Source organism: Mycobacterium sp. GA-1285 (genome assembly GCF_001499905.1).
Taxonomy (GTDB): Bacteria; Actinomycetota; Actinomycetes; order Mycobacteriales; family Mycobacteriaceae; genus Mycobacterium.
The window spans coordinates 15,944-37,166 of sequence record NZ_LQIS01000004.1; the positions used below are offsets into that span (position 1 = coordinate 15,944).

At 66.1% G+C, this 21,223-nt stretch carries 21 protein-coding genes; 11 read left to right on the forward strand and 10 right to left on the reverse strand.

Annotated features, from left to right (window positions below; genetic code table 11):
* Positions 1–16: 16 nt before the first annotated feature.
* Together AU193_RS03580 and AU193_RS03585 are read right to left on the reverse strand one after the other, a co-directional pair.
* On the reverse strand, positions 17–1,021 hold the full coding sequence (locus AU193_RS03580; protein ID WP_064420984.1) for an esterase family protein: 1,005 nt from the start codon (positions 1,019–1,021) through the stop codon (positions 17–19).
* Positions 1,022–1,215: 194 nt separating this feature from the next.
* The gene (locus tag AU193_RS03585) at positions 1,216–2,475 is read right to left on the reverse strand and encodes an alpha-hydroxy acid oxidase (RefSeq protein WP_156425112.1); all 1,260 of its coding nucleotides are present in this window, start codon (positions 2,473–2,475) and stop codon (positions 1,216–1,218) included.
* A 73-nt stretch (positions 2,476–2,548) separates the two neighbouring features.
* Between AU193_RS03585 and AU193_RS03590 the strand changes: the two genes are divergently transcribed.
* A complete protein-coding gene (locus AU193_RS03590) occupies positions 2,549–3,010 on the forward strand; it encodes a DUF1810 domain-containing protein (protein WP_064420985.1) in 462 nt (153 codons plus the stop codon).
* On the opposite strand, the gene AU193_RS03595 is transcribed toward AU193_RS03590, so the two are convergent.
* The 3 genes from AU193_RS03595 to AU193_RS03605 are packed head-to-tail and all read right to left on the reverse strand — an operon-like array spanning position 2,994 to position 6,474.
* On the reverse strand, positions 2,994–4,298 hold the full coding sequence (locus tag AU193_RS03595) for an alpha-amylase family protein (protein WP_064420986.1): 1,305 nt from the start codon (positions 4,296–4,298) through the stop codon (positions 2,994–2,996). The genes AU193_RS03590 and AU193_RS03595 overlap by 17 nt on opposite strands.
* Positions 4,295–4,774 carry a nucleoside deaminase gene (locus AU193_RS03600; protein ID WP_064420987.1) on the reverse strand — a complete coding sequence of 160 codons (480 nt, stop codon included), beginning with the start codon at positions 4,772–4,774 and terminating at the stop codon, positions 4,295–4,297. Before AU193_RS03600 ends, AU193_RS03595 begins: the two co-directional genes overlap by 4 nt.
* A 17-nt stretch (positions 4,775–4,791) precedes the next feature.
* The gene (locus AU193_RS03605; protein ID WP_064420988.1) at positions 4,792–6,474 is read right to left on the reverse strand and encodes a tetratricopeptide repeat protein; all 1,683 of its coding nucleotides are present in this window, start codon (positions 6,472–6,474) and stop codon (positions 4,792–4,794) included.
* Positions 6,475–6,674: 200 nt separating this feature from the next.
* Here AU193_RS03605 and AU193_RS03610 point away from each other — a divergent pair, with 200 nt between their 5' ends.
* Positions 6,675–7,301 carry a PaaI family thioesterase gene (locus AU193_RS03610; RefSeq protein WP_064420989.1) on the forward strand — a complete coding sequence of 209 codons (627 nt, stop codon included), beginning with the start codon at positions 6,675–6,677 and terminating at the stop codon, positions 7,299–7,301.
* On the opposite strand, the gene AU193_RS03615 is transcribed toward AU193_RS03610, so the two are convergent.
* The gene (locus AU193_RS03615) at positions 7,273–9,219 is read right to left on the reverse strand and encodes an FUSC family protein (RefSeq protein ID WP_156425113.1); all 1,947 of its coding nucleotides are present in this window, start codon (positions 9,217–9,219) and stop codon (positions 7,273–7,275) included. The two genes, AU193_RS03610 and AU193_RS03615, sit on opposite strands and share 29 nt — an antisense overlap.
* A gap of 355 nt (positions 9,220–9,574) precedes the next feature.
* Here AU193_RS03615 and AU193_RS03620 point away from each other — a divergent pair, with 355 nt between their 5' ends.
* The 5 genes from AU193_RS03620 to AU193_RS03640 are packed head-to-tail and all read left to right on the forward strand — an operon-like array spanning position 9,575 to position 13,052.
* On the forward strand, positions 9,575–10,411 hold the full coding sequence (locus AU193_RS03620) for an SH3-like domain-containing protein (protein WP_064420990.1): 837 nt from the start codon (positions 9,575–9,577) through the stop codon (positions 10,409–10,411).
* Positions 10,408–11,121, forward strand: coding sequence for a thiocyanate hydrolase subunit gamma (gene scnC / locus AU193_RS03625; RefSeq protein WP_064420991.1), 714 nt, complete (start codon positions 10,408–10,410; stop codon positions 11,119–11,121). Before AU193_RS03620 ends, scnC begins: the two co-directional genes overlap by 4 nt.
* On the forward strand, positions 11,118–11,486 hold the full coding sequence (locus tag AU193_RS03630; protein WP_064420992.1) for a hypothetical protein: 369 nt from the start codon (positions 11,118–11,120) through the stop codon (positions 11,484–11,486). The genes scnC and AU193_RS03630 overlap by 4 nt, the downstream gene beginning before the upstream one ends.
* Before the next feature lie 26 nt (positions 11,487–11,512).
* A complete protein-coding gene (locus AU193_RS03635) occupies positions 11,513–12,268 on the forward strand; it encodes an EthD domain-containing protein (protein WP_064420993.1) in 756 nt (251 codons plus the stop codon).
* 16 nt (positions 12,269–12,284) lie between these two features.
* Positions 12,285–13,052: an enoyl-CoA hydratase/isomerase family protein gene (locus AU193_RS03640; protein ID WP_064420994.1), complete on the forward strand. Its 768-nt coding sequence runs from the start codon at positions 12,285–12,287 to the stop codon at positions 13,050–13,052.
* Here AU193_RS03640 and AU193_RS03645 read toward each other — a convergent pair.
* Positions 13,030–13,239 carry a bacterioferritin-associated ferredoxin gene (locus AU193_RS03645; protein WP_253867597.1) on the reverse strand — a complete coding sequence of 70 codons (210 nt, stop codon included), beginning with the start codon at positions 13,237–13,239 and terminating at the stop codon, positions 13,030–13,032. The genes AU193_RS03640 and AU193_RS03645 overlap by 23 nt on opposite strands.
* A gap of 27 nt (positions 13,240–13,266) precedes the next feature.
* Positions 13,267–13,899, reverse strand: a complete 633-nt coding sequence (locus tag AU193_RS03650) for a hypothetical protein (protein ID WP_064420996.1) — start codon at positions 13,897–13,899, stop codon at positions 13,267–13,269.
* Between the two features lie 241 nt (positions 13,900–14,140).
* Between AU193_RS03650 and bfr the strand changes: the two genes are divergently transcribed.
* From bfr to AU193_RS03670, 4 genes are all read left to right on the forward strand, one after another.
* Entirely contained in the window at positions 14,141–14,626 is a 486-nt protein-coding gene (gene bfr / locus AU193_RS03655; RefSeq protein WP_064420997.1) for a bacterioferritin, read from the forward strand.
* 255 nt (positions 14,627–14,881) lie between these two features.
* Positions 14,882–16,933: an MDR family MFS transporter gene (locus AU193_RS03660; protein WP_064420998.1), complete on the forward strand. Its 2,052-nt coding sequence runs from the start codon at positions 14,882–14,884 to the stop codon at positions 16,931–16,933.
* Between the two features lie 61 nt (positions 16,934–16,994).
* Positions 16,995–17,477, forward strand: a complete 483-nt coding sequence (locus tag AU193_RS03665; RefSeq protein ID WP_064420999.1) for a carboxymuconolactone decarboxylase family protein — start codon at positions 16,995–16,997, stop codon at positions 17,475–17,477.
* 20 nt (positions 17,478–17,497) lie between these two features.
* Entirely contained in the window at positions 17,498–18,868 is a 1,371-nt protein-coding gene (locus tag AU193_RS03670; protein ID WP_064421000.1) for a glutamine synthetase family protein, read from the forward strand.
* Positions 18,869–18,903: 35 nt separating this feature from the next.
* Here AU193_RS03670 and AU193_RS03675 read toward each other — a convergent pair whose 3' ends face one another.
* Both AU193_RS03675 and AU193_RS03680 read right to left on the reverse strand, forming a co-directional pair.
* Positions 18,904–19,347: a nuclear transport factor 2 family protein gene (locus AU193_RS03675; protein ID WP_064421001.1), complete on the reverse strand. Its 444-nt coding sequence runs from the start codon at positions 19,345–19,347 to the stop codon at positions 18,904–18,906.
* On the reverse strand, positions 19,337–21,187 hold the full coding sequence (locus AU193_RS03680; RefSeq protein WP_371259134.1) for an amidohydrolase family protein: 1,851 nt from the start codon (positions 21,185–21,187) through the stop codon (positions 19,337–19,339). Before AU193_RS03680 ends, AU193_RS03675 begins: the two co-directional genes overlap by 11 nt.
* Between the last annotated feature and the right edge of the window lie 36 nt (positions 21,188–21,223).

Consider the following 21,223-nt stretch of genomic DNA (forward strand, 5'->3'; position numbering starts at 1 on the left):
GATCTAGGCGGTGCCGTCAGGCACTGGCCTGTGCTCCCAGCACTCGCTGGATGTCAGGCTTCATCATCTCCAGCTGCTGACCCCAGTAGCCCCAGCTGTGTGTCCCCTGTGGCGGGAAGTTGAACACACCGTTGTTGCCACCCGCGGCGACATAGTTGTCCTTGAAGGTGACGTTGGTCCGCAACGTGAAGCCTTCGAGGAACTGCGCCGCCATCAGGTTCTGGCCGGCCGTGCCGCCATCGAGATCCGACGGCGTACCGGTGCCGCAGTAGATCCAGATGCGCGTGTTGTTGGCCACCAGCTGGTTGATGTTGACCATCGGGTCGTTGCGCTTCCACGCCGGATCCGACGACGGACCCCACATGCTCTCGGCGTTGTACCCGCCCGCGTCTTGCATCGCGAGACCGATCAGCATCGGCCACCAGCCCTCGGACGGATTGAGGAAGCCCGACAGCGAGGCCGCGTAGATGAACTTCTGAGGGTGGTAGATCGCGTACGTCAGCGCGGTGCTGCCCGCCATCGAAATACCGACCACGGCATTGCCGTTCTGCGACACACCCTTGTTGGCTTCCAACCACGCCGGGAGCTCTTGGGTCAGGAATGTCTCCCACTTGTAGGTGTAGTCCTGGCCGTTACCCCGCGACGGCTGGTACCAGTCGGTGTAGAAGCTGGACTGCCCGCCGACCGGCATGACCACCGAGAGCCCGGACTGGTAGTACCACTCGAAGGCCGGGGTGTTGATGTCCCAGCCGTTGAAGTCGTCCTGGGCGCGCAGACCGTCGAGCAGATACACCGCGTGCGGCCCGCCGCCCTGGAACTGGACCCGGATATTGCGGTTCATCGCGGGGGAGAACACGTCCAGATACTCGACGGGCAGCCCGGGCCGAGAGAACGCCCCGGCAGTGGCCGAACCCCCCGCAAAGCCGATCAGCCCGGGCAGCGCCGCAACCGCGAACGCCACCACCGCCATTCGGCGAAACAGTTTCGTACCGGTACCCCGGCACCTCTCCAGAATCTTCATAACGGCAACCAACCCACCTTTCATCGCTTCCACAAGCAATCGCCGTTTGCTGTGCGTGGGTAATGAAACACGTACTCGCGCCTGCACTGTCGCCCCGACATGCGGTTGCCACATCGCGGTTGGCTAACGATTGCAACTCAGCGCGGACTCGAGGACAGCCAAAAACCCGGTGTGACCAGTGTGGTCGAAGTGGCTCAAGAGGAATTGCGCGACGTGCCCGCCGCACGGGGCCGCAGCCGGTGCAGCTGGGTGACGTGCCGCGGGCCGAGCTCGCTCAACGATGTCACCCCCAACAGCCGCATCGTGCGGCTGACCTGCTGCGAAAGGATCTCGACGGCCCGGTCGACCCCCGCCTCCCCGCCGGCCATGAGTCCGTAGAGATAGGCCCGGCCCACGAGCACGAATCGCGCGCCCAGTGCGATGGCCGCGACGACGTCCGCGCCCGACATCACCCCGGTGTCCAGCAAAATCTCGGTGGTGTCGCCGAGTTCGGCGGCGACGCTCGGCAGGAGATGGAACGGCACCGGCGCGCGGTCGAGTTGACGGCCACCGTGATTGGACAGCACAATGCCGTCCACGCCCAGTTCGGCGACGGCCCTGGCGTCGTCGAGCGTCTGAATTCCCTTGACCACCAATTTGTTCGGCCACTGCTTCTTGATCCAGGCCAGATCGTCGAAGTTCACCGTGGGGTCGAACATCGTGTCGAGATACTCGGCCACGGTGCCCGGCCACCGGTCCAGCGAGGCAAAAGACAACGGTTCGGTGGTGAGCAGATCGAACCACCACCGCGGGTGGGGGACGGCGTCGAGCACCGTGCGAAGCGTCAGCGTCGGCGGGATGGACATGCCGTTGCGCGTGTCGCGGTGGCGGGCTCCCGCGACCGGTACGTCGACCGTGACGAGCAGCGTGTCGTAATCGGCCGCGGCGGCCCGTTCGACCAGCGCCATCGACCGGTCGCGGTTCTTCCACATGTACAGCTGAAACCAGTTGCGGCCGTGCGGGTTTGCTCGCTTGACGTCTTCGATCGAGGTGGTACCCAGCGTCGAGAGTGAAAACGGGATACCGGCGCGCGCGGCGGCACGGGCGCCCGCGATCTCGCCCTCGGTGTGCATGAGCCGGGTGAAGCCGGTGGGCGCGATGCCGAACGGCTGAGCGACATGCCCGCCGAGAACTGTCGCGCTGGTGTCGACGCTCGACACGTCACGCAGGATCGTGGGGTGAAATTCGATGTCGCGGAATGCCTGTCGTGCACGAGCCAGCGACAGCTCCTCCTCGGCGGCGCCGTCGGTGTAGTCGAACGCCGCCTTCGGGGTCCGTCTCTTGGCGATCCGACGCAGGTCCTCGATCGTCAGGGCCGCCGCAAGCCTGCGCTGCGTCGCGTTCGGCTGGGGCTTTTTGAACTGCAGCAGCGGCGCCAGTTCCCGCGGACGGGGGATGCGGCGGCGCGTCACGATGGCGCCCCTGTCGGCCTGCCGCTGATAGTCGTCATTGAATCGCACAGGTTAGCTTGTCAGACTGGCCGATGAGATGTCTAAAGACAGATCGCCGTCCGGCGACCCCTTCGACCTGCAGCGCTTCGTCGATGCCCAGGATGGCGTGTACGACACGGTGCTCGACGAACTGCGCGCCGGCCGCAAACGCAGCCATTGGATTTGGTTCGTGTTCCCCCAGTTACGTGGGCTCGGGAGGAGCCCGGCGGCGCAGCGGTACGGGATCGGCTCGCTCGCCGAAGCCCGGGCCTATCTCGACCACGATGTGCTCGGCCCGCGACTGCGGGAGTGTGCCGACCTGGTGGCGCGCAGCCAGCAGTCGTCGGCCGACAACCTGTTCGGGTGGCCGGACAACCTCAAGGTGCGATCGTCGATGACGTTGTTCAGCCGCGCCGCCGCCGATCCCGATGACGAGGCGGTCTTCGACCGTGTACTGACGAAGTACTACGACGGCGAACCCGATCCGCTGACCCTCGAGCTGCTCAGCGCGGAGCGATGATCAGCCAGCCGTGCGGCCCGACCTCGTACGTGGTGACGACCTCAGACGGCGGCGCACCGGAGCCGGCGAGGACTTCACCCCGATCGAAACCCAGATGGGGCAATGAGATCGCGAGCGGGTCGTCGGCGATGTTGAGCGCGACGATCAGCGATTCGGACCCCGCGCGGCTCAGGTAGACGTACTGGCGGTTGGTCAGCAGCAGCGGCGACGTACGCGCCGTGTGTAACCACGCGTGGCGTCGGCGCAATCCGATCAAGAACTTGTGCAACCGGAACACGTCGGCACCGTGTTCGTCGACGTCGACAGGGGGAGTCGTGAACTCGGGCCGCACCGCGTCGTCACCGCCGAAGCGTTCCTCTTTGACTCCGCGGTAGGCAAATTCATCTCCGGCGTAGACGCTGGGCGTGCCGCCGGTCGTCATCTGCAGCACCAACGCGTGCTCGAGGTGGCGGATGTCGTCGAGTCGGCTGGCGATCCGGGTGACATCGTGGTTACCGACGAACGTCGTCGGAACGAACGTGTCCAGAAAGTCGTTGTGCCGCGAAAGCGCCCAGTCCAGCTCGTGGAAGTTGCCGTCGTTGAGCGCGCTCCACGCCGCCTTCCACAGTTCGTACTGGGTCACCGAGTCAAAACCCGACGAGCGCACCCGCTGCCCATAGTCGCCGTGGATGATCTCGGCGAGAAAATACGCGTCAGGAAACTGTTCGCGAACGCGCGGGAGCACCCGGGCCCAGAACCGGTCGGCGACCGCGTAGGCGGCGTCGAGGCGCCACCCGTCGGCGCCACGCCGCAGCCAGTGCGTCATCACGTCGACGACGTAGTCGGCTACCGCCGGGTTGTCATGGTCGAGCGCCACGAGGTCGCCGTGTCCCTCGAACACGTCCACACCGTCACCTCGAGCGCGGAGCCACTCGGTGTGGGCGAAATCGGTTCCGACATGGTTGAAGACGCCGTCGAGCAGGACCCGAAGCCCGCGCCGGCGCGCCTCTCCGATCAGCGTGCCGAAATCGTCGTCGTCGCCGAGTCGCGGGTCGATGCGGAAGTGGTCGGTGGTGTCGTAACCGTGGGTGCGTGACGAGAAGATCGGCCCCAAGGCGAGCCCTGACGTCCCGAGTTCGATCGCGTGATTCAGCCAGTCGACGATGCGCACCAGCCGGTGCTCCTCCGGACGCGGGGGCGGGTCGGCGGGATGCGCGCCGACGAAACCGAGCGGGTAGATGTGCCACCAGATGACGTGCTCGACCCAGCCGGGTTCCGGGACCGCTGTGGTGTGCGAGGAATCCGTCATGGCCGGAACTTCGCCGCATAGAGGGTCTTCATCGCCTCACTGAGTTGCCCGGCGGGCCCGTCCACCTCGACATCCGGGGCGATCGTGGTGATCGGCAGTGACACCACCGGCGCCGGCGGCGCACCCCATTCGGTCAACCATTGAGTCAACTGCTCCGACGACGCGGCGTACACGATCCGGCCGAGCCCGACCCAGGCGTGGGCCGCTGAACACATCGGGCAGTGCTCGCCGGAGGTGTAGACGGTCGCGACGGCCCGTTCTTCGGGGGTCAGGTTTGCCGCAGCCCAGCGGGCGATCGCGAACTCCGGATGGCGCGTACGGTCGCCGTCTTTGACGCGGTTACGGTCCTCGAACAGCGTGCGGCCTGCCCCGTCGACCAGAACCGAGCCGAACGGCTCGTCGCCGTCTTCCAGCGCTGCACGCGCCAGCTCTACGCAGCGGCCGAGGCGCGCGAGATCGTCGTCGCTGATGGCCACAGGTCGGAGTCTACGGTTCAGTCGCAGCAGCCCGGGGAGACGTCCAGCCGACAGGCACACGACGCGCGAACCGGGACGTCGGCGCGCGCCCGTGCGAGCGTGAGCTGTTGCCCGATGATCTGCGCCTCGGCGTCGCGGCCCAGCCGCTGCAGGCATTCGTGGTAGCCGTGCAGGCTCCATACGTTGTTCGGGTGCTGGCACGGCCGAGGGAGAGTGGGATCCAGTCCGAGGTCGGCGGCATAAATCGAGGCGGCCTGCTCGACGTGACCCTGTTCGAGTAGCAGGGCGCCGTAGGCATGGCGGGTCGGCTGCATCCAGCCCCAGGGTTCGTCGTAGGGCAGGGCGTCGTCGAGTTCGACCGCCCGCCGCAGATGGGCAAATGCTGTGTCGTAACCGCCTGCACGGTAGGCGATCTCACCGTCGAGCATCTCACCGGCGATCGCCAGGATGTCGATCACGGTGTTGTTGAACAGGTATCGGCTCTCGGGAATGCGGCCGTAGGCGTCGGCGAACGCCTCGCGCTCGGCTCGGGCCTGTTCCAGGTTACCCATGGCGGCGTGCGCGACGCCGCGCCCGTAGTGGATCGTCGCGACCGTGCTGCAGTACAGCTGCCGATCACCGGGCAGGGGTTGGGCGATCAGTTCGTCCCAGCGGCCGAACCTCACCATCACATGTGTGCGCAACGGCACGAACGCCTCCAGCCAGTCGGCCATCGGCGGAGACTCGATCGCCAGCAGCTCCGGGCTGAGCTGGCCGGCCAGTTCGTCGGCGGCGGCGAACGCGGAATGTGAATTGCCTTCGAACATCGCCGAATACACGACGAAGTGCAGGTTGTGCGCCCGGTACAGAGAGTAGAAGTTCAGCGGCCCCTCGTGTTCGACGAACCGCCGATCCACTTGTATCGCCACCTGATTGGCCACGACCGAGTCGCGGTAGTTGCCGCACAGGACGTCGATGTGGCTCGGCATGTGCCGCAGGTGGCCGGCGTCAGGCACCAGGCCGCGCAGCAGATCCGCCGCGGACAGCGCATCCTGCGGGGCCGCCGACATCTCCATCGTGTGCACAAAGAGGTGCAGGATGCCCGGGTGGTCGCGGCCTGCCTCGGTGGCCAGTGCGTCGTCGAGGATTCGTTTGGCCGCCAGCACCCGAGAGCCGGGAGCGGGCTCACCGGTTCTGGTGTCCCACAACGCCCATGCCGTCACGTTCACCAACGCGTCGGCGGCGAGGGCCTGCACATCGACGTCGTCGGGATAGGCCTGCGCCAGCGACGCCATGGTGTCGGCGTAGCGTACGCCACCGGCCGCGAGTGCCTCGGTGTCGTGCGGATCGTCGGTGGGAAATCGAGTCTGCAGCGCTGCGATCAGGCCACGCTCCACCGGCGACGCACGATTGCCGGCGGCCAGTTGCAGCTCCATCCTGGCGCGCGCCAGCGACGCCGCCGCGTCGACGGGATCGAAGGCGTCCCAACCCTTGTTGTAGTTCGGCCCGATCGCGTATGCGATGCCCCAGCGGGCGATCGACGACTCCGGATCCAGTTCGAGCGCCCGCTCGAAGCAGCGGATGGCCTCCTCGTGGTTAAAGGCGTAGCACCACACCATCCCACGGTCGAACCACACTTGGGCCTGCGCCGACGGTGTGTCGATCGGCCGGTGATACGACCCGAGGTCGTAATAGGTCTCGTCGCTGAGCGAGATGCTCATTCACGGCACGATAATTCACCAGCGCGGCGCTGGCGAGGGCTGCGAGCAGACACGCCGCGAACAGGGCCGAGTCGCCCCGCCGGCCCTCAGCGCACACCCTTGTACGGTTTCTGGGCTGCGATCCGTACATGGTCGAGCGCTCGCGCCCAGGCACGACGAGCGATTCGACAACCCGCGCCGGAAAGTGTTCTAGTGCTTGGGTGGCGCAGTTCACCGACATCGGCGATGTGTCGCCAACAGAGATCGACCGGCTGCGCGGCGTCTACGGTCCGCTCGCCGAGTCGGTCCGACAGTTGATCGACGCCACCATCCGCACCGAGGTGGACGCCGACACGGTCGCGGCGATCCGCGAGCAGATCGACAGCGCGACGGCCGTTCTGCGGTCACGGCAGATCGACGGACCCTTCGGCGTGCGTTTGACCACCGGCGGCGACCGGCTGCCGTGGGGCAACCCGGTGATCGGGCTGCGCAACCCGATCGCACCACCGTTGACCATCGAGCAGGGCGATGACGGAAGCGTGTACACCGACTTCGAACTCGGCGCCGCCTACGAGGGCCCGCCGGGGCACGTGCACGGCGGGATCTCGGCACTGATCCTCGACCACGTCCTCGGTGAGGTCGCCGCCAACTCGACAAACCCCCGGTTCACCGGAACCATCACTCTGCGATATCTGCGCCCGACCCGTCTCGGGCGGCTGCACGCGGAGGCGACAATCACCAGATCCGAGGGCATCAAGTCTTATGCGACGGGCTATCTCGCCGACGACGAGGGTGTGACGGTGGAAGCCGAGGGCGTGTTCATCGAACCGAAGTGGGCTCGCGGATAGCGGCGATGCCCGCCAAGCTGCGAGTGATGACACCGATCTCGGCCACCAGTACCCGGGCGGCGCCGTCGTCACCGGAGAGTCCCTCGGCCTTCTCCCGTACCTGCTGATTGGCCGCGGTCAACGCCGCGATGTCGACGGTCCACGGTGTTCCCGGGTTCGGCGGTGCGCCTCTCAGCGCATCGACGAAATCGTCGACGGCGGCGATGAAATCGGGAGTCAGCGTCGCCGGCGGCCGATTCGGCAGATTGGCCTCCAGCGCGGTGCACGAAATGGTGACGGCGTTGAGCGCGGTGCGGTATGAACGCAACCACCGGCGCAGCTCGCGGGATTCCATCCGGGTGGCGCCCGACGCGGCTTCGAATCCGGCGCGGGCGCGGTACGCGTGTTGCCACGCCGAGGACACGGCGTCGGCCGGATGCTCGAGGGGATGGACATAAGCCCTGACGACCGTTGCGGCATAGTCGATCTCGGTCTTGAGTAGTTCTCCGGCGCGGTGATGCAGCCGGGTCAGCGCGTGGTCGGGTAACGCGACGTGTGCCACGACCGCGAGTCCGCCTCCGACGACGATCGAGAACAACCGGTCCTCGAGTGTTGCACCGGAGGTGGCGGCATCGGTCTCGAGAAGGAACACGACCGAAGCAGCGACGGCCGCGCTGATGGCGATGTATCCCGTCCTGGTGGCGGCATACGTCGCCGCTAGGCCCAGCGTGGCAAGTGCGGCGGCGATCAGACCCGTGGGCTGAGCCAGCATCACGATCAGCGACGCGACGACGACCCCGGCCGCGATGCCCGCGAGCCGACCGACGCAACGTGTATAGGTGTGAGCGGTCTCCGGACGTAACACCATGAGCACCGTCAGAGCGATCCAGTGGCCGTGCGCGACGGGGGCGAATCGGTCCGCGCACGCGGCGACCGCGACCGCCGCAGACAGCCGGATGGCGTGGCGGAAGAGCGGCGACGCCAAGCTCATGTGGGAACGTACAGAGGCCAGGCCCCCACGCGCGGGGCTGATCAAATCGGGCCGATACAGATCGGGAAACCGCAGCTCCGCCGCTTCGTGAAGTTGTTGGCAAAGCCGTTGGACATCAGGGGTTCCCGGCTCGTCCAGTGCGGCCACCGCGGCATCCAGCCGAACCAGACCGTGCTCGGCGTTACGCCGCGCGACGTGGGTGTGGTCGGCGATTGCGTCGAGCACTTCGGCCGCGGCCGCCAACACACGGGAGACATCGTCGCGCTCGCCCGCCGGGGTGCCTCGCAGCATGAGCAGTGTTGCCATGATCCGTTCGGGTAACCGGTGCCCACCGCGGTACGCCTCGGGTCGCCGTCCTGCCTGGGTGTCGATGAACGCATCACGCAGCGACGGCTTCAGCGTCGCACCGGCCGGCGTCTCCCCGTCCTGGGCGAGTTGACGGGCATCCGTGGCCAGCGCCCCGTATGCGTCGGCGAGCGCCTCGCGTTGAGTGCGCCACCGCTGCGGCGGCCAGATCGCGATCAGCCCCGCCTGCAGGGCACCGGCGCCGATCGTCAGTGCGGTGGGGACGAGCACCGACGACGCCGACGGAGAAAGCGGCGGCGCGATCGCGAACAGGGCGCCTCCCGCCGCGGCCACCAGGCCGACGTTATTGCCGACGGCCCACTGCAGGCCGGCTGCGAAGCACCAGAGCGCCAGCGCCACGATGAACACGACGTCGAACGCGGAGAGCAAGGATCCGAGGAAGACGGCCATGCCCATTTCGACGGCGACGACCAGCACTCGGGCGATCCGTCCGCCCGGACTGTCCTGCAAGGCGACAGCGCCGGCGACGGCCCCCGCGCCGGCGACCCAGACAGCGGTCGTTCCCGAGTCCCACAGCAGCGTGATCGCGGCGACGGCGAACACGCCGAGGAGGCTTCTGGCCACCGCCCACGGTTCGGGCATGGCCGGCCGTAGGGCGTCGATGACCCTGCTGCGGGTGCTCACGTTCCCATTCTGACGCTTGTGCACGCCATCGCCTGCACATCGCGCGCGTCAAATTCGGTGATGTTGCGCGGATGCGAGCGCAACCGCCGCGCAGCCAGACGCCGCGGCCTCAAACATGATGTGCCACAGCGCAAGCCCGGCATCTCCGGAGCGGATCGAAGCCCTCGTTCCGATTCCCCTGCGACGGCCCGGGTTCGGCGTTAGAGTCAGCCGACGGCGTCGGGTAGCAGCATCGGAGGTCGTCTGACCAGAACTACCGGGCCGGACCGCGCACGACGACGGTGGCTCGGCAAGGTCGACGAAGGGAATCGTCATGAGCACGGCGGCCGAGCGAGCAGCTCAACTCGACTTGGTGGCCCGGTTGAAGTCGGCCTATCCCGAACTACCGGATGCCCCGACACCGGATCTCCTCGACCACGACCGGATCACCGCATATCTCAAACCCGTCCACGACGTCGGCGGGGAACCGGATGCGCCGATCAAGTACGAGAACAAGCAGTACGAGCTCTGGGAGCACATGACGTATGTGATCTGCGAAGTGCTCGCCTGGCGCGGAATCTGGCTCTCCGAGGAACGCCGACGCATCGGCAACGTCGATGTGGGGAGGGCCCAATATCTGGGGCTGCCGTACTACGGCCGCTGGCTGTTGGCCGTCGCGCGCGTGCTTGTCGAGAAGCACCACATCGGCCTGACCGAATTGAGTGAGCGGATGGCCGAGGTCAAGGCGCGCTACGAGGATGGGCTGGCCGGCAAGAGACTGGAAGCCGAGCCGAAGTTCGAAGGCGACGGGGCAGACGTCAAGCGCAACGCCCACCACAAGCACGCGGTGGGCAAAGGCGATCCGCAGGTCTATGCCGGGCAGGCCGGAGAACCCAAGTTCAAGGTCGGCGACGCGGTGGTGGTGCGGGAACTTCCGGTGATCTTCTACACACGCACTCCCGAGTACGTGCGCGGAGCACGCGGCGAGATCGCGACCGTCGCCTACGAAAGCCCGGCGGCCGAGGATGAGACATGGGACCGCCCGGCGAAGCCGGAGTGGTTCTACGTCGTGCGGTTCAACATGTCGCAGCTGTGGCACGGCTACACCGGCACCGGCGACGACGTCATACAGACCGAGATCCCCGAGCACTGGCTGGAGGCCGTCTCATGACAGACCACGATCACGAACACGAACACGATCGCACGGTCGCGCCGATGGTCGACGAGATCACCGATTTCGAGGTACTCGAGATCGCGTTGCGCGAACTGTGCATCGAGAAGGGCATCTTCACCGCCGAGGAGCATCGGCGCTTCACCGAGTTCGCCGAACAGATCGGGCCGACTCCCGCCGCCACGCTGGTCGCCAGGGCGTGGCTGAATCCCGAGTTCAAAGAACTCGCGCTGGCCGAACCCATGACCGCCAGCAAAGAGGCCGGGGTCGACTGGATGGAGCCGACCGGGTTCGGAACACCCAGCGACTTCACGGCTTTCGAGATCCTCGCGGACACACCGACGGTGCACAACGTGATTGTGTGCGCGTTGTGCTCCTGCTACCCGAGGCCGATCCTGGGCAATTCGCCGGAGTGGTACCGCACGCCCAACTACCGCAGGCGGATGGTGCGGTGGCCGCGTCAGGTGCTGGCGGAGTTCGGCTTGTATCTACCCGACGAGGTGACCGTTCGCGTGCAGGATTCCAACCAGAAGCACCGCTTCATGGTGATGCCCATGCGCCCCGAAGGCACCGAGGACTGGACCGAGCAGCAACTCGCCGAAATCGTCACGCGCGACTGTCTCATCGGTGTCGCTTTACCCAAACCGGGCGTCACCACCAACGTCATCACCGACACCCGTCCGGCCGTTCACCCCGCTTCCGAAGCATGAGCGCCACACCGGATCCCGGGATCGAACAGACCACCATCACCCCGCTCGAAGAGATCGTCGAGCGCAACCAGGTCTGGCCCCGGATGGCGGCGAAGTACGGGGTGGAAAACCCTGTGCCGCCGTGGAAGACGAGCCTGGACGGGATGTGCGACGCCCTCGACCGGGCGGCATGCGATGCCGACATCCCGGACTTCCAGGCACGCCGCGACGAAGAGGACGCGTTGACGGCGACGCGCTACGCCCAGTTGCCCTATCCCGAGAGCCAACTGGTGTCGCTGGCGCACTCGCTGGTGGCTCGGGGCGTCATCGACGAAAACGAGTTGAGGCAGCGACTGGCCCGCGTCCGCGAGCGGTTGGAAGCCTGAGCGCCGCGACGCGTTAAGTTCGCCTCGTGGAGAAAGTCGTCATCACCCTGCGCGGCGCCGACATCGACGACGCGTGGTGTGCGCGCCTGCACGAACAGGTCGTCCCGAATCTGCTGGACCTCGGCGTTCCGGGTTTGACGGTGAACGTGCGCGACGACGCGGTCCGCGACTCGTTGATGACCTTGACGACGTTGGACCCGCCCGTGGTCGGCTTCGTCAGCCTGTGGACACAGCAGTCCTACGGCGATCAGGTCGCCGCCGTCCTGGCGCGACTCCGCCAGGAGGCCGACGAGGCGGCCGCCTACCTCGTCACCGAATCGGTCCCCTTGGCTCCGCCGGAAACCGCGCCGGGGGAGCGGACCGAGGGATTCGCCAACATCGCGCTGCTGCGCAGACCCGCCGACCTGGACGAGTCGACCTGGTTGACCCGCTGGGACATCGACCACACGCCCGTGGCCATCGAGACGCAGTCGACGTTCGGCTATACGCAGAACGCCGTGGTGCGGGCTCTCACACCGGGCGCACCGCCGGTCTCGGCGATCGTCGAGGAACTGTTCCCCTCCGCCGCGCTGTCCGACCTGCACGCCTTCTTCGGCGCGGCCGACGACGACGATCTGCGCAGGCGCATGGAGCGGATGGTGGCCAGCACGTCGGCGTTCGGCGCGAATCGCGACATCGACACGGTTCCGACCAGTCGCTACGTGTACCGGACGCCGTTCATCAATGGCTCTGCGTCGCACCGCGGTGCTCATCGCACCCACCCGGTCTACGGCAACGGGTAACGCATAATCTGCTGCGGTGGCTGAAACGACTCTGCGGATCGCCGATGACAACCGCATCCGCACCCTCACCCTGAACCGGCCCGACGTGCTCAACGCGTTCAACGAGGAGATGTACCTCGCGACCGCGACCGCACTGACGGACGCGGCCGCCGACGACGAGGTCGCGGTCGTCTTACTGACCGGCGAGGGTCGCGCCTTCAGCGCCGGCAACGATCTCCACGAGATGCACAGGCGCATAACCGATCCCGCGTTCAACGAACAGGGCAGCCACTTCACCGCGATGATCGACGCGCTAGCCGACTTCCCGAAACCGTTGATCTGCGCCGTCAACGGCGTCGGTGTCGGCATCGGAGCAACGATTCTGGGCTACGCCGATCTGGTCTTCATGTCGGCCGACGCGCGGCTCAAGACCCCGTTCACCAGCCTCGGTGTGGCTCCCGAGGCGGCATCGTCGTATCTGTTGCCGCGGCTGATCGGCAGGCAGAACGCCGCATGGCTGTTGATGTCGTCGGAGTGGGTGGACGCGGCCGAGGCGCATCGGATGGGTCTGGCCTGGAAGGTCTGCCCACCCGAGGAGTTGTTGGCGGAGGCCCGGCGGCACGCCGAACTTCTCGCCTCGCGGCCCGTCGCGAGCCTCATGGCCGTCAAGCAGACGATGACGGCACCGACCCGCGAGGGGATCATCGCCGCGACGGCACGGGAGAACGAGCATTTCGCGGTGTTGATGGGCGCAGCGGCCAACGCAAGTGCGCTGGCCGACTTCACCGGTAAGCGCGGGGAGTGACGCGGCTCTGGTGGTTCACAACATTGGGCGTCGCGCCGTCGGCCTCGCAGTGCGCCGCGATGATCGCTCGCAGGGTGCGTCGGCATCGCCCGCAGTCGCCGCCGGCGCCGCAGGCGTCGGCGATCTGCTTGGAGGTCCGCGCCCCGTTGGCCACGCATTCGGTCACATCGTGACTGGTGATCCCCATACACAAGCAGACAAACACGGCGCCCCCTCACCCCTGCCCGTCGATGCTCATCAAGTGGGCGAACCGACCGACGAAGTGGCTCGGATAGGGACCCAATCCCACGTTGGACGTCCACTCCGCAGCCGCGTCCGGATGATCGATCCACTGCCGAGCCGCGGTTTCATCCTCGATCTCCTGCAGGATCATGACTTCCTGCCCGTCGTCGAGCGCGCGGTAGACCCAGATCTTGCGCACTCCGCCGCGCTTGAAGCGTTCGACACCGTCGTGGATCTTGACCATCAACGCCGACACGTCCTCCACCGACGACATGACGCCCACGACCACCCGGCCGACGTGGTCGGCGGGTGATGGCGGGTAGAGGTCGACCTTTTCGACCACTTCGCCGCCGAAGATCGGCGGGATGTCGTCGACTCCGGCGATGTCGAACCACTCGAAGACCGCCGATGACCGAAGGACGTCGCGAATGGACCGCGCATTGCGAATTCCAATTGTCACGAGAACTCGGTTCGGCTCCCAGATCGACTCATACACGACGACATGGTGAGCGCCGATTGATTGCAGATTATCGCGGCGCTTCTTCAGCCATTTCCACATTCGCTCGACGTCGGCGACGCGAAAATCGCACGCCAAAATCAATGAGTGCAAGTCGTACTGACCCATCGATTCTTCCCGTCTCGCCCGCGCCGTCTGCATTGGTTAGCGGAGTCTAACCTTACTTAGCCTAGGCAGTCCAGACTAGGCCCCGGATCTGCGCCTCGAGACGCCGGAGTGGTTTAGGATCCAGCCGAGAACGCGAGGCGCGCATCGTTTAAAGCGCGCTTCTACGCCGTAACTGCACTAGCGTGGAAGGTGCACGACCGACAGCGAATCTTCGACCAGCCCCAAGTGCCTAGGAGCCATCATGCAAGGCGATCCGGACGTCCTGAAGCTGCTCAACGAGCAATTGACAAGCGAATTGACGGCCATTAATCAGTATTTCCTGCATTCGAAGATGCAGGCGAATTGGGGCTTCACCGAACTCGCTGAGTACACGCGTAAAGAGTCGTTCGAGGAAATGAATCACGCGGAGGACATAACCAACCGGATTCTCCTCCTGGATGGTCTACCGAACTATCAGCGGCTGTTCTCGCTGCGGATCGGCCAGACCCTGCGTGAGCAGTTCGAGGCCGACCTTGCGATCGAGTACGAGGTACTCGAGCGCCTCCGCCCGGGCATCATCATGTGCCGCGAGAAGGGCGACGCCACCTCGGCCACGTTGCTCGAGAAGATCCTCAACAACGAGGAAGACCACATCGACTACCTGGAGACGCAGCTGCAACTGATGGACAAGCTGGGCGAGGAACTCTACTCGGCACAGTGCGTGTCGCGCCCGCCGACGTCGCTGTAGCGCACCCACCTTTCGCCGACCGCGCCCTCTCGCGGCTCGCGCACCCTATTCCCATGTGGCGCGAGTTCCCATGTGGCGCGACTCCCATGTGGCGCGAGGGTGCGGGTTTGCACACGACACGCCGCGCTTTTTCAGCGTTTTATGCACGGTCGTACAGCGTTTTGTGCACCCCCGCAGGGGCAAACCTCTCCCGGTACGTAACTTCCATAGCCTTTCTAACGATATGGCTGACGAGTTCGCATCGGAAGGGAAGCAGTGACGAGTCAGGCCACGACAACGGCCGCCGATCCAGCCGCCGGCAGTCCGGAGATCGGCCCGCGGCGCCGCAACGCCATTTTCGTCGCGGTGCTGCTCGGGATGCTGCTCGCCGCGCTGGACCAGACGATCGTGGCAACCGCCCTGCCGACAGTGGTCGCAGACCTCGGCGGTGCGGGCCACCAGTCCTGGGTGGTGACCAGCTACCTGCTGGCGTCCACGATCGTCACGGCAGTCGTCGGCAAGCTGGGTGACCTGTTCGGCCGCAAGACGGTATTCGGCGTCGCCGTGATGTTCTTCTTGGCCGGCTCGGTGCTGTGCGGTATGGCCGGTTCGATGACCATGCTCGTCGCGTCCCGGGCACTGCAGGGCGTCGGCGGCGGCGCCATCATGGTCACGGCAATGGCGTTGATCGGTGAGGTCATCCCGCTACGCGACCGCGGTCGCTACCAGGGCGCCCTCGGCGCGGTGTTCGGCGTCACCACCGTGATCGGCCCGCTGCTCGGCGGATTCTTCACCGACCACCTCACCTGGCGCTGGGCGTTCTGGATCAACGTACCGGTCGCACTGGTGGTGCTCGCCGTCGCGGCCGTGACAATCCCGCCGCTGGCGAAATCCGGGAAGGCCGTCATCGACTACGCGGGCATCGTCTTCGTCGGACTGGGCGCCTCCGGACTGACGTTGGCCACGAGTTGGGGTGGCAGCACGTATCCCTGGTCGTCGGCCACCATCATCGCGTTGTTCGTAGGCTCGGTCGCTGCGCTGGCCGTCTTCGTGTGGGTGGAACTTCGTGCTGCCGAACCGATCCTGCCGATCCGGCTGTTCACCAGCCCCGTGTTCACCGTGTGTTGCATCCTCGGGTTCATCGTGGGCTTCGCGATGCTGGGCGCCTTGACGTTCCTGCCGACGTTCATGCAGTTCGTCAACGGCGTCTCGGCGACGACGTCGGGTCTTCGCACGCTGCCCATGGTCGCGGGCATGCTGATCACCTCGGTCGGCAGCGGCCAGATCGTCGGTCGCACCGGCAGATACCGAATCTTCCCGATCGTTGGGACCGCGACCATGGCGGTTGCCTTCCTGTTGCTGTCCGGTATGAACGCCGCGACGCCTACCTGGAGACAGTCGCTGTACCTGTTCATTCTCGGTGCTGGGATCGGACTGTGTATGCAGGTGCTCGTGCTCGTCGTGCAGAACACCTCGAGCTTCAGCGACCTCGGAGTGGCCACATCGGGCGTCACCTTCTTCCGCACCATCGGAAGCTCTTTCGGCGCAGCGATTTTCGGGAGCCTGTTCGCCAACTTCCTCGCGAGCCGGATCGGACCCGCGCTGGCCGCCAGCGGTGCGCCGCCGCGCGCAGCGGAGTCGCCGCAGGCGCTTCACATGCTGAGCCCGCAGATGGCCGCGCCGATCATCGACGCCTACGCCGACTCGCTGGGTCGGGTGTTCCTGTGCGCGGTGCCCGTGGCGGTGGTCGGCTTCGTCGTCTCACTGTTCCTCAAAGAGGTGCAGCTGCGCGAGGTGGAGACGGTGTCGGCCTCGGACCTGGGTGAAGGCTTCGGCATGCCGCGCACCGAATCACCCGAGAAAATCCTCGAAGTGGCCGTCGGCCGGCTGTTCCGCGACTCGCCGGAGATCCGACTGCGCAGCCTGGCCCGCGAACCCGGATGTGACCTTGATGTCAGCCAGATGTGGGCACTGCTTCAGATCTACCGGCAGAACCAGGTATTCGGCTCGGCAACGCTGAGCGACATCGCCGAACGGCTCCGTGTGCCGTACGAGATCATCGAGCCGACGTTCGACGATCTGGTGCGACGCGGGCTGGCGCTTCGCACCGACGAGCGGCTCTGGCTGACCCAGAACGGGATCCGGGAGGTCGACGCCATCTCGACGGCGATCGTGGGCCGCATCGTCGAGAAGTTGGCCACCTCACCGTCCTTCGAAGGGCGCCCGGACCGGTTCCAGGTCGAGGCCGCGCTGGAGCGCATCGCACACCGAATGCTGCTGCAGCGCGACTGGACCGACGACCGCGCCCAACTGGTCACCACCGGCTGACTCTGCGGGTCCAGAACTAGAACGTGTTCCAATTCGACGTCGTCGGGCGTACGATGCCGCCATGAGTCGAATCGGGGAGTTCGCCGACGATGACGCTGCCGCCTGGGTGACGAAGTCGCCGGATATCGGCATCGCGATGGCCGGCTTCACCAAAGCGGTCTACACGAAGAACCGCCTGCCGATGCGGGTACGCGAACTGGCACGGATGGTCATCGCTTTGGACAACGAATGCGTCGTGTGCCAGAACACCCGCGACTCCGAGGGTCTGGCCGCCGGCGTCGACGAGGACCTCTACGACCACGCCGCCGAATGGCGAACGTGGCCAGGCTTCAGCGCGCAGGAGCGGATCGCCGCCGAGTTCGCCGAACGCTTCGCCGGCGACCACACCGGTCTGCGCGACGACGAGGATTTCTGGCAGCGCTGCCGCGAGCACTTCACCGACGAACTGCTCACCGACCTGGCGCTGTCGTGTGCGATGTGGCTCGGCATGGGCCGCATGTTGCGCACGCTCGACATCGGCCAAAGTTGCAAGATCACGCTGTAGGTCCCGACGGGGCGAGCACAATGGCTGTCGTGAATTCAGTGGCAGCCAAACCGCTCGCGGCGGCGGCGATCGCCCAACTCGAGGCCGACGGGGTTGCGACCCTCATCGGCACGGTGGTCAACGCGGCCGGCCTCACGCTCGCCAAGACCGTGCCGCTGCGCCGGATGGGCACCTTTGCGCATCCCGGTCTCGGGGCCAGCCCCGTGTGGCACGTATTCGCCATCGACCAGAGCGGAATCGTCTTCGGCGGTGATATCGGCGTGGTGGGGGACCAACGGATCCGGATCGACCTCGGCGCACTGCGCATCCTCGGCGACGGATTGGCCTGGGCGCCAGGGAACTTCTTCAACGAGGACGGTACGCCCGATGCCTACTGCACCCGCGGCGCGCTCAGCCGGGTAGCGGATCGGTTGTCCGATGCGGGAATCGACACGGTCGTGGGCCACGAGATGGAGTTCGTGCTCGTCGGCCCCGACGGCAGCCGGTTGCCGTCGCACCTCTGGGCCCAATACGGCCTGGCCGGGGTCCTGGAGTTCGAAGGGTTCGTGCGCGACGTCACCGACGCGGCAACCGCATCAGGCGTCGCGATCGAACAGTTTCACCCCGAGTACGGCATCAACCAGTTCGAGATCTCGCTTGCCCCACTGCCGCCCGTTGCCGCCGCCGATGCACTCGTGCTGATGCGAATCATCATCGGCCGGGTCGCGCGGCAGCACGGGATGCGGGTGAGCCTGTCGCCTGTGCCGTTTGCGGGGGAGGTCGGATCGGGTTCGCATCAACACTTCTCAATGAAGCGCGGCGATACCCCGCTGTTCTCCGACGGTGACGGCGTCAACGGGCTGACACCCGAGGGAGAGTCGGCGGTGGCCGGGTTACTCGCCGGACTGCCCGAGGCTCAGGGTGTGCTGGCCGGCTCCGTGGTGTCCGGCCAGCGCATGCAGCTCGGTCACTGGTCGGGCGCTTCGGTCTGCTGGGGTACCGAGAACCGGGAGGCGGCAGTGCGTTTCGTGATCGACGGCGTCGGCAACCCGTTGGGAGCCAACGTCGAAGTCAAGGTCGTCGATCCGTCTGCCAACCCGTACTTGGCGACGGCGGCGATCCTCGGACTCACCCTCGACGGGATCGAGCGCAAGCTGACACCTCCGCCGGAGACGACGGTCGATCCCGCGACGCTGACCGATGAGCAGCGACAGCGGGGCGGCATCGTGACGATGGTCCAGAACCAGTCCGAGGCGGTCGAAGCACTCGAGAGCTCCTCGCTCATGCGGGCCATCCTCGGCGATGCGGTCGTCGAGTCCGTGGTGGCGGTGCGTCGCTACGAGCACGAGAACTTCGGCGGCCTCAGCGCCGAGGATGCTGCCGACAAGTTCCGGTTAGCCTGGAGCGTATAAGTTTTCGCGTTATGTGGCCGTCTGCTGCCGTGGAGTCACACCATGCCAGTGGCGTCGAACACCCATGACATGTCCGCGTTCGCGAAGTCCTCCATCCACGTGGGCGGCGCGTTGTTGGCCAGCGCGCCCATGTCCCAATAGTCCTTCCACAACGTGATCTTGCCGTCCTCGACGCGATGCACGCTGACGAACTGAAGCACAGCCGATTCACCGGTGGCCCAATGCCATTCCTCGGAATGCTCGTACATCACGTCGGTACCGTTGTCGACCAGCAACCCAGTGAAGTTCTCGTACGAGGCCAGCGGCTCCAAGCCGATCTTAAGCCGCTTGACGATGTCCTCCGGCCCGCGCGCAGCGGCCGTCGGACCTACCGGCATGTCGAGGTAGATGCAGTCGTCGGACAGAAAGGTCTTGACCGCCTCCCAGTCACGCGCCGACAGCGCCTTCCACATCCCGAGAACCGTATCCTCAATCGACACTGGCCAATTCACCTTCCTGCTCGACAAGCGCGGGCGCCTTGTGCGCGGCGCGCAGGAACCGTCCGGTTCGGCGTCGGCCGACGAGGTCGGTCGGTTTGCCGTCGAGGAACACCGCGCGGCCGCTGACGAACACACCCGAGACCGTGTCGTCGTTGCGGTTGACCATGCGGGACAGCCCGCCGTACTGGTCGACACGCGCTTCGGCGTAACGGTCCAACGAGTCGTCGAGGTGCGCGGGGTCCACGATCACGACGTCGGCCCGGTCACCGATACGCAGGTGGCCGGCATCCAGGCGATACCAGTCGGCCAGCTCACCGGTGAGTCGGTGCACGGCGTGTTCGACCGTCATGAATGGCTTGCCGGCTTGTTCGGCGCTGTACACGTGGCGCAGGAAACGCAAACCCATGTTGTAGAAGGCCATGTTTCGCAGGTGCGCACCGGCGTCGGAAAAGCCCATTTGGATGCCGGAATCGGTCGCGAGCTTCTTGAGCACCTCTGGTCGATGGTTGGAAATCGTGGTGCGCCAGCGCAGCGCGGTACCGTGTTCGAGTACCAGATCGAGGAAGGCGTCGACGGGGTGCGCGCCGCCGCGGTCCTGACCGACCTGACCGAACGACTTGCCGACGATGGAAGCGTCCGGGCAGGCGACGATTTCGGCGTCGAAGAAGTCGCGCTGCCACACCCGGATTCCGAGCTTGCTCTCGTACTCCTTGCGGAACCTGCGCCGGTAGGCCGCGTCACGCATGAGCTCGTTGCGCTCGACCTCGTCGCGCAGGTGTAGCGCCGCCGCACCCGCGCCGAACTCCTCGAAGACCACGAGATCGATGCCGTCGGCGTAGACCTCGAACGGGACCGGCAGATGCTGCCAACGGAAGTTGCCGCCGAGCTTGGTGACCAGTCGGGCGGCCGGGCCCAGCGCGTGGATGCTGTAGGGATTCGATTTCACGTCCGCGGCCGACAACAGGCTGGTCTTGAGCGGGTTGCGGAGGAGGCCCAGCGACTGCACCAGCTGCGAGGCGAGATTGAGCGGGTTCTGAATGTCGGGGCCCGACTGCAGGATTCGGCCGGTGCGACGCAGCAGTGCCTTCAGCCGACGCAGTTCGTGCGGTTTGGCGTAGGTCGACGGAAGAGTCCTCGATCGGCACACGTCACCGTCGAGCTTGTCGAAAAGCAGTTGTTGCGAAGACATTCCGACGAAGCCGGCCTCGAGCGCCTCGGACAGCCAGCGCTCCATCTGAGCTTGCTCGGCCTTGTCCGGACACACGTCTTGCCGCGTGGCGCGATCGAGTCCCATTGTCGCGGCGCGCATATCGGAGTGTCCGATGAAGGCCGCGATGTTGGGGCCCAGTGGCCGAGACTCCAGCGCCTGGATGTACTCCTCGCAGTTCGTCCAGGTCTTGTGCTGTTCGACCGCGGTGATCACGTGTTCGCGCGGTATCGCCTCCACCCGACCGAAGATGTCGCCGGCGTCGCTGGCGTCGACGTGCACCGTCGACAGTGAACAGGACCCGAGCATCACCGTGGTCACACCGTGGCGCAGCGACTCCGCGAGCGCGGGACCGTTGAGCACCTCCACGTCATAGTGGGTGTGGATGTCGAGCATGCCGGGCAGGACCCACTTGCCGGTCGCGTCGATGATTTGCGGGCAACCGGACGCATCGAGATCGGTCGGGCTCACCGCCACCACGCGGCCCCCGCGGATGCCGAGGTTGCGGATCGCCGACGGGGCACCGGTGCCGTCGAACCAGCGTCCGTTGCGGATGATCGTGTCGTAGGGCACCCCGCCATAGAACAGCCCGGCGATTGCCATGTCAACGAAATCGGTGAACAGATTCGTCATGTTGTCTACTTTGCGTGCTGACGTGCGCTTATTGGG

Coding starts and splice junctions, on each gene's coding strand:
- AU193_RS03580 (WP_064420984.1), bottom strand. CDS start 1,021: ATGAAGATTCTGGAGAGGTGCCGGGGTACCGGTACGAAACTGTTTCGC.
- AU193_RS03590 (WP_064420985.1), top strand. CDS start 2,549: ATGTCTAAAGACAGATCGCCGTCCGGCGACCCCTTCGACCTGCAGCGC.
- AU193_RS03595 (WP_064420986.1), bottom strand. CDS start 4,298: ATGACGGATTCCTCGCACACCACAGCGGTCCCGGAACCCGGCTGGGTC.
- AU193_RS03605 (WP_064420988.1), bottom strand. CDS start 6,474: ATGAGCATCTCGCTCAGCGACGAGACCTATTACGACCTCGGGTCGTAT.
- AU193_RS03615 (WP_156425113.1), bottom strand. CDS start 9,219: ATGCCCGAACCGTGGGCGGTGGCCAGAAGCCTCCTCGGCGTGTTCGCC.
- AU193_RS03620 (WP_064420990.1), top strand. CDS start 9,575: ATGAGCACGGCGGCCGAGCGAGCAGCTCAACTCGACTTGGTGGCCCGG.
- scnC (WP_064420991.1), top strand. CDS start 10,408: ATGACAGACCACGATCACGAACACGAACACGATCGCACGGTCGCGCCG.
- AU193_RS03630 (WP_064420992.1), top strand. CDS start 11,118: ATGAGCGCCACACCGGATCCCGGGATCGAACAGACCACCATCACCCCG.
- AU193_RS03645 (WP_253867597.1), bottom strand. CDS start 13,239: ATGGGGATCACCAGTCACGATGTGACCGAATGCGTGGCCAACGGGGCG.
- AU193_RS03650 (WP_064420996.1), bottom strand. CDS start 13,899: ATGGGTCAGTACGACTTGCACTCATTGATTTTGGCGTGCGATTTTCGC.
- bfr (WP_064420997.1), top strand. CDS start 14,141: ATGCAAGGCGATCCGGACGTCCTGAAGCTGCTCAACGAGCAATTGACA.
- AU193_RS03665 (WP_064420999.1), top strand. CDS start 16,995: ATGAGTCGAATCGGGGAGTTCGCCGACGATGACGCTGCCGCCTGGGTG.
- AU193_RS03670 (WP_064421000.1), top strand. CDS start 17,498: ATGGCTGTCGTGAATTCAGTGGCAGCCAAACCGCTCGCGGCGGCGGCG.
- AU193_RS03680 (WP_371259134.1), bottom strand. CDS start 21,187: ATGACGAATCTGTTCACCGATTTCGTTGACATGGCAATCGCCGGGCTG.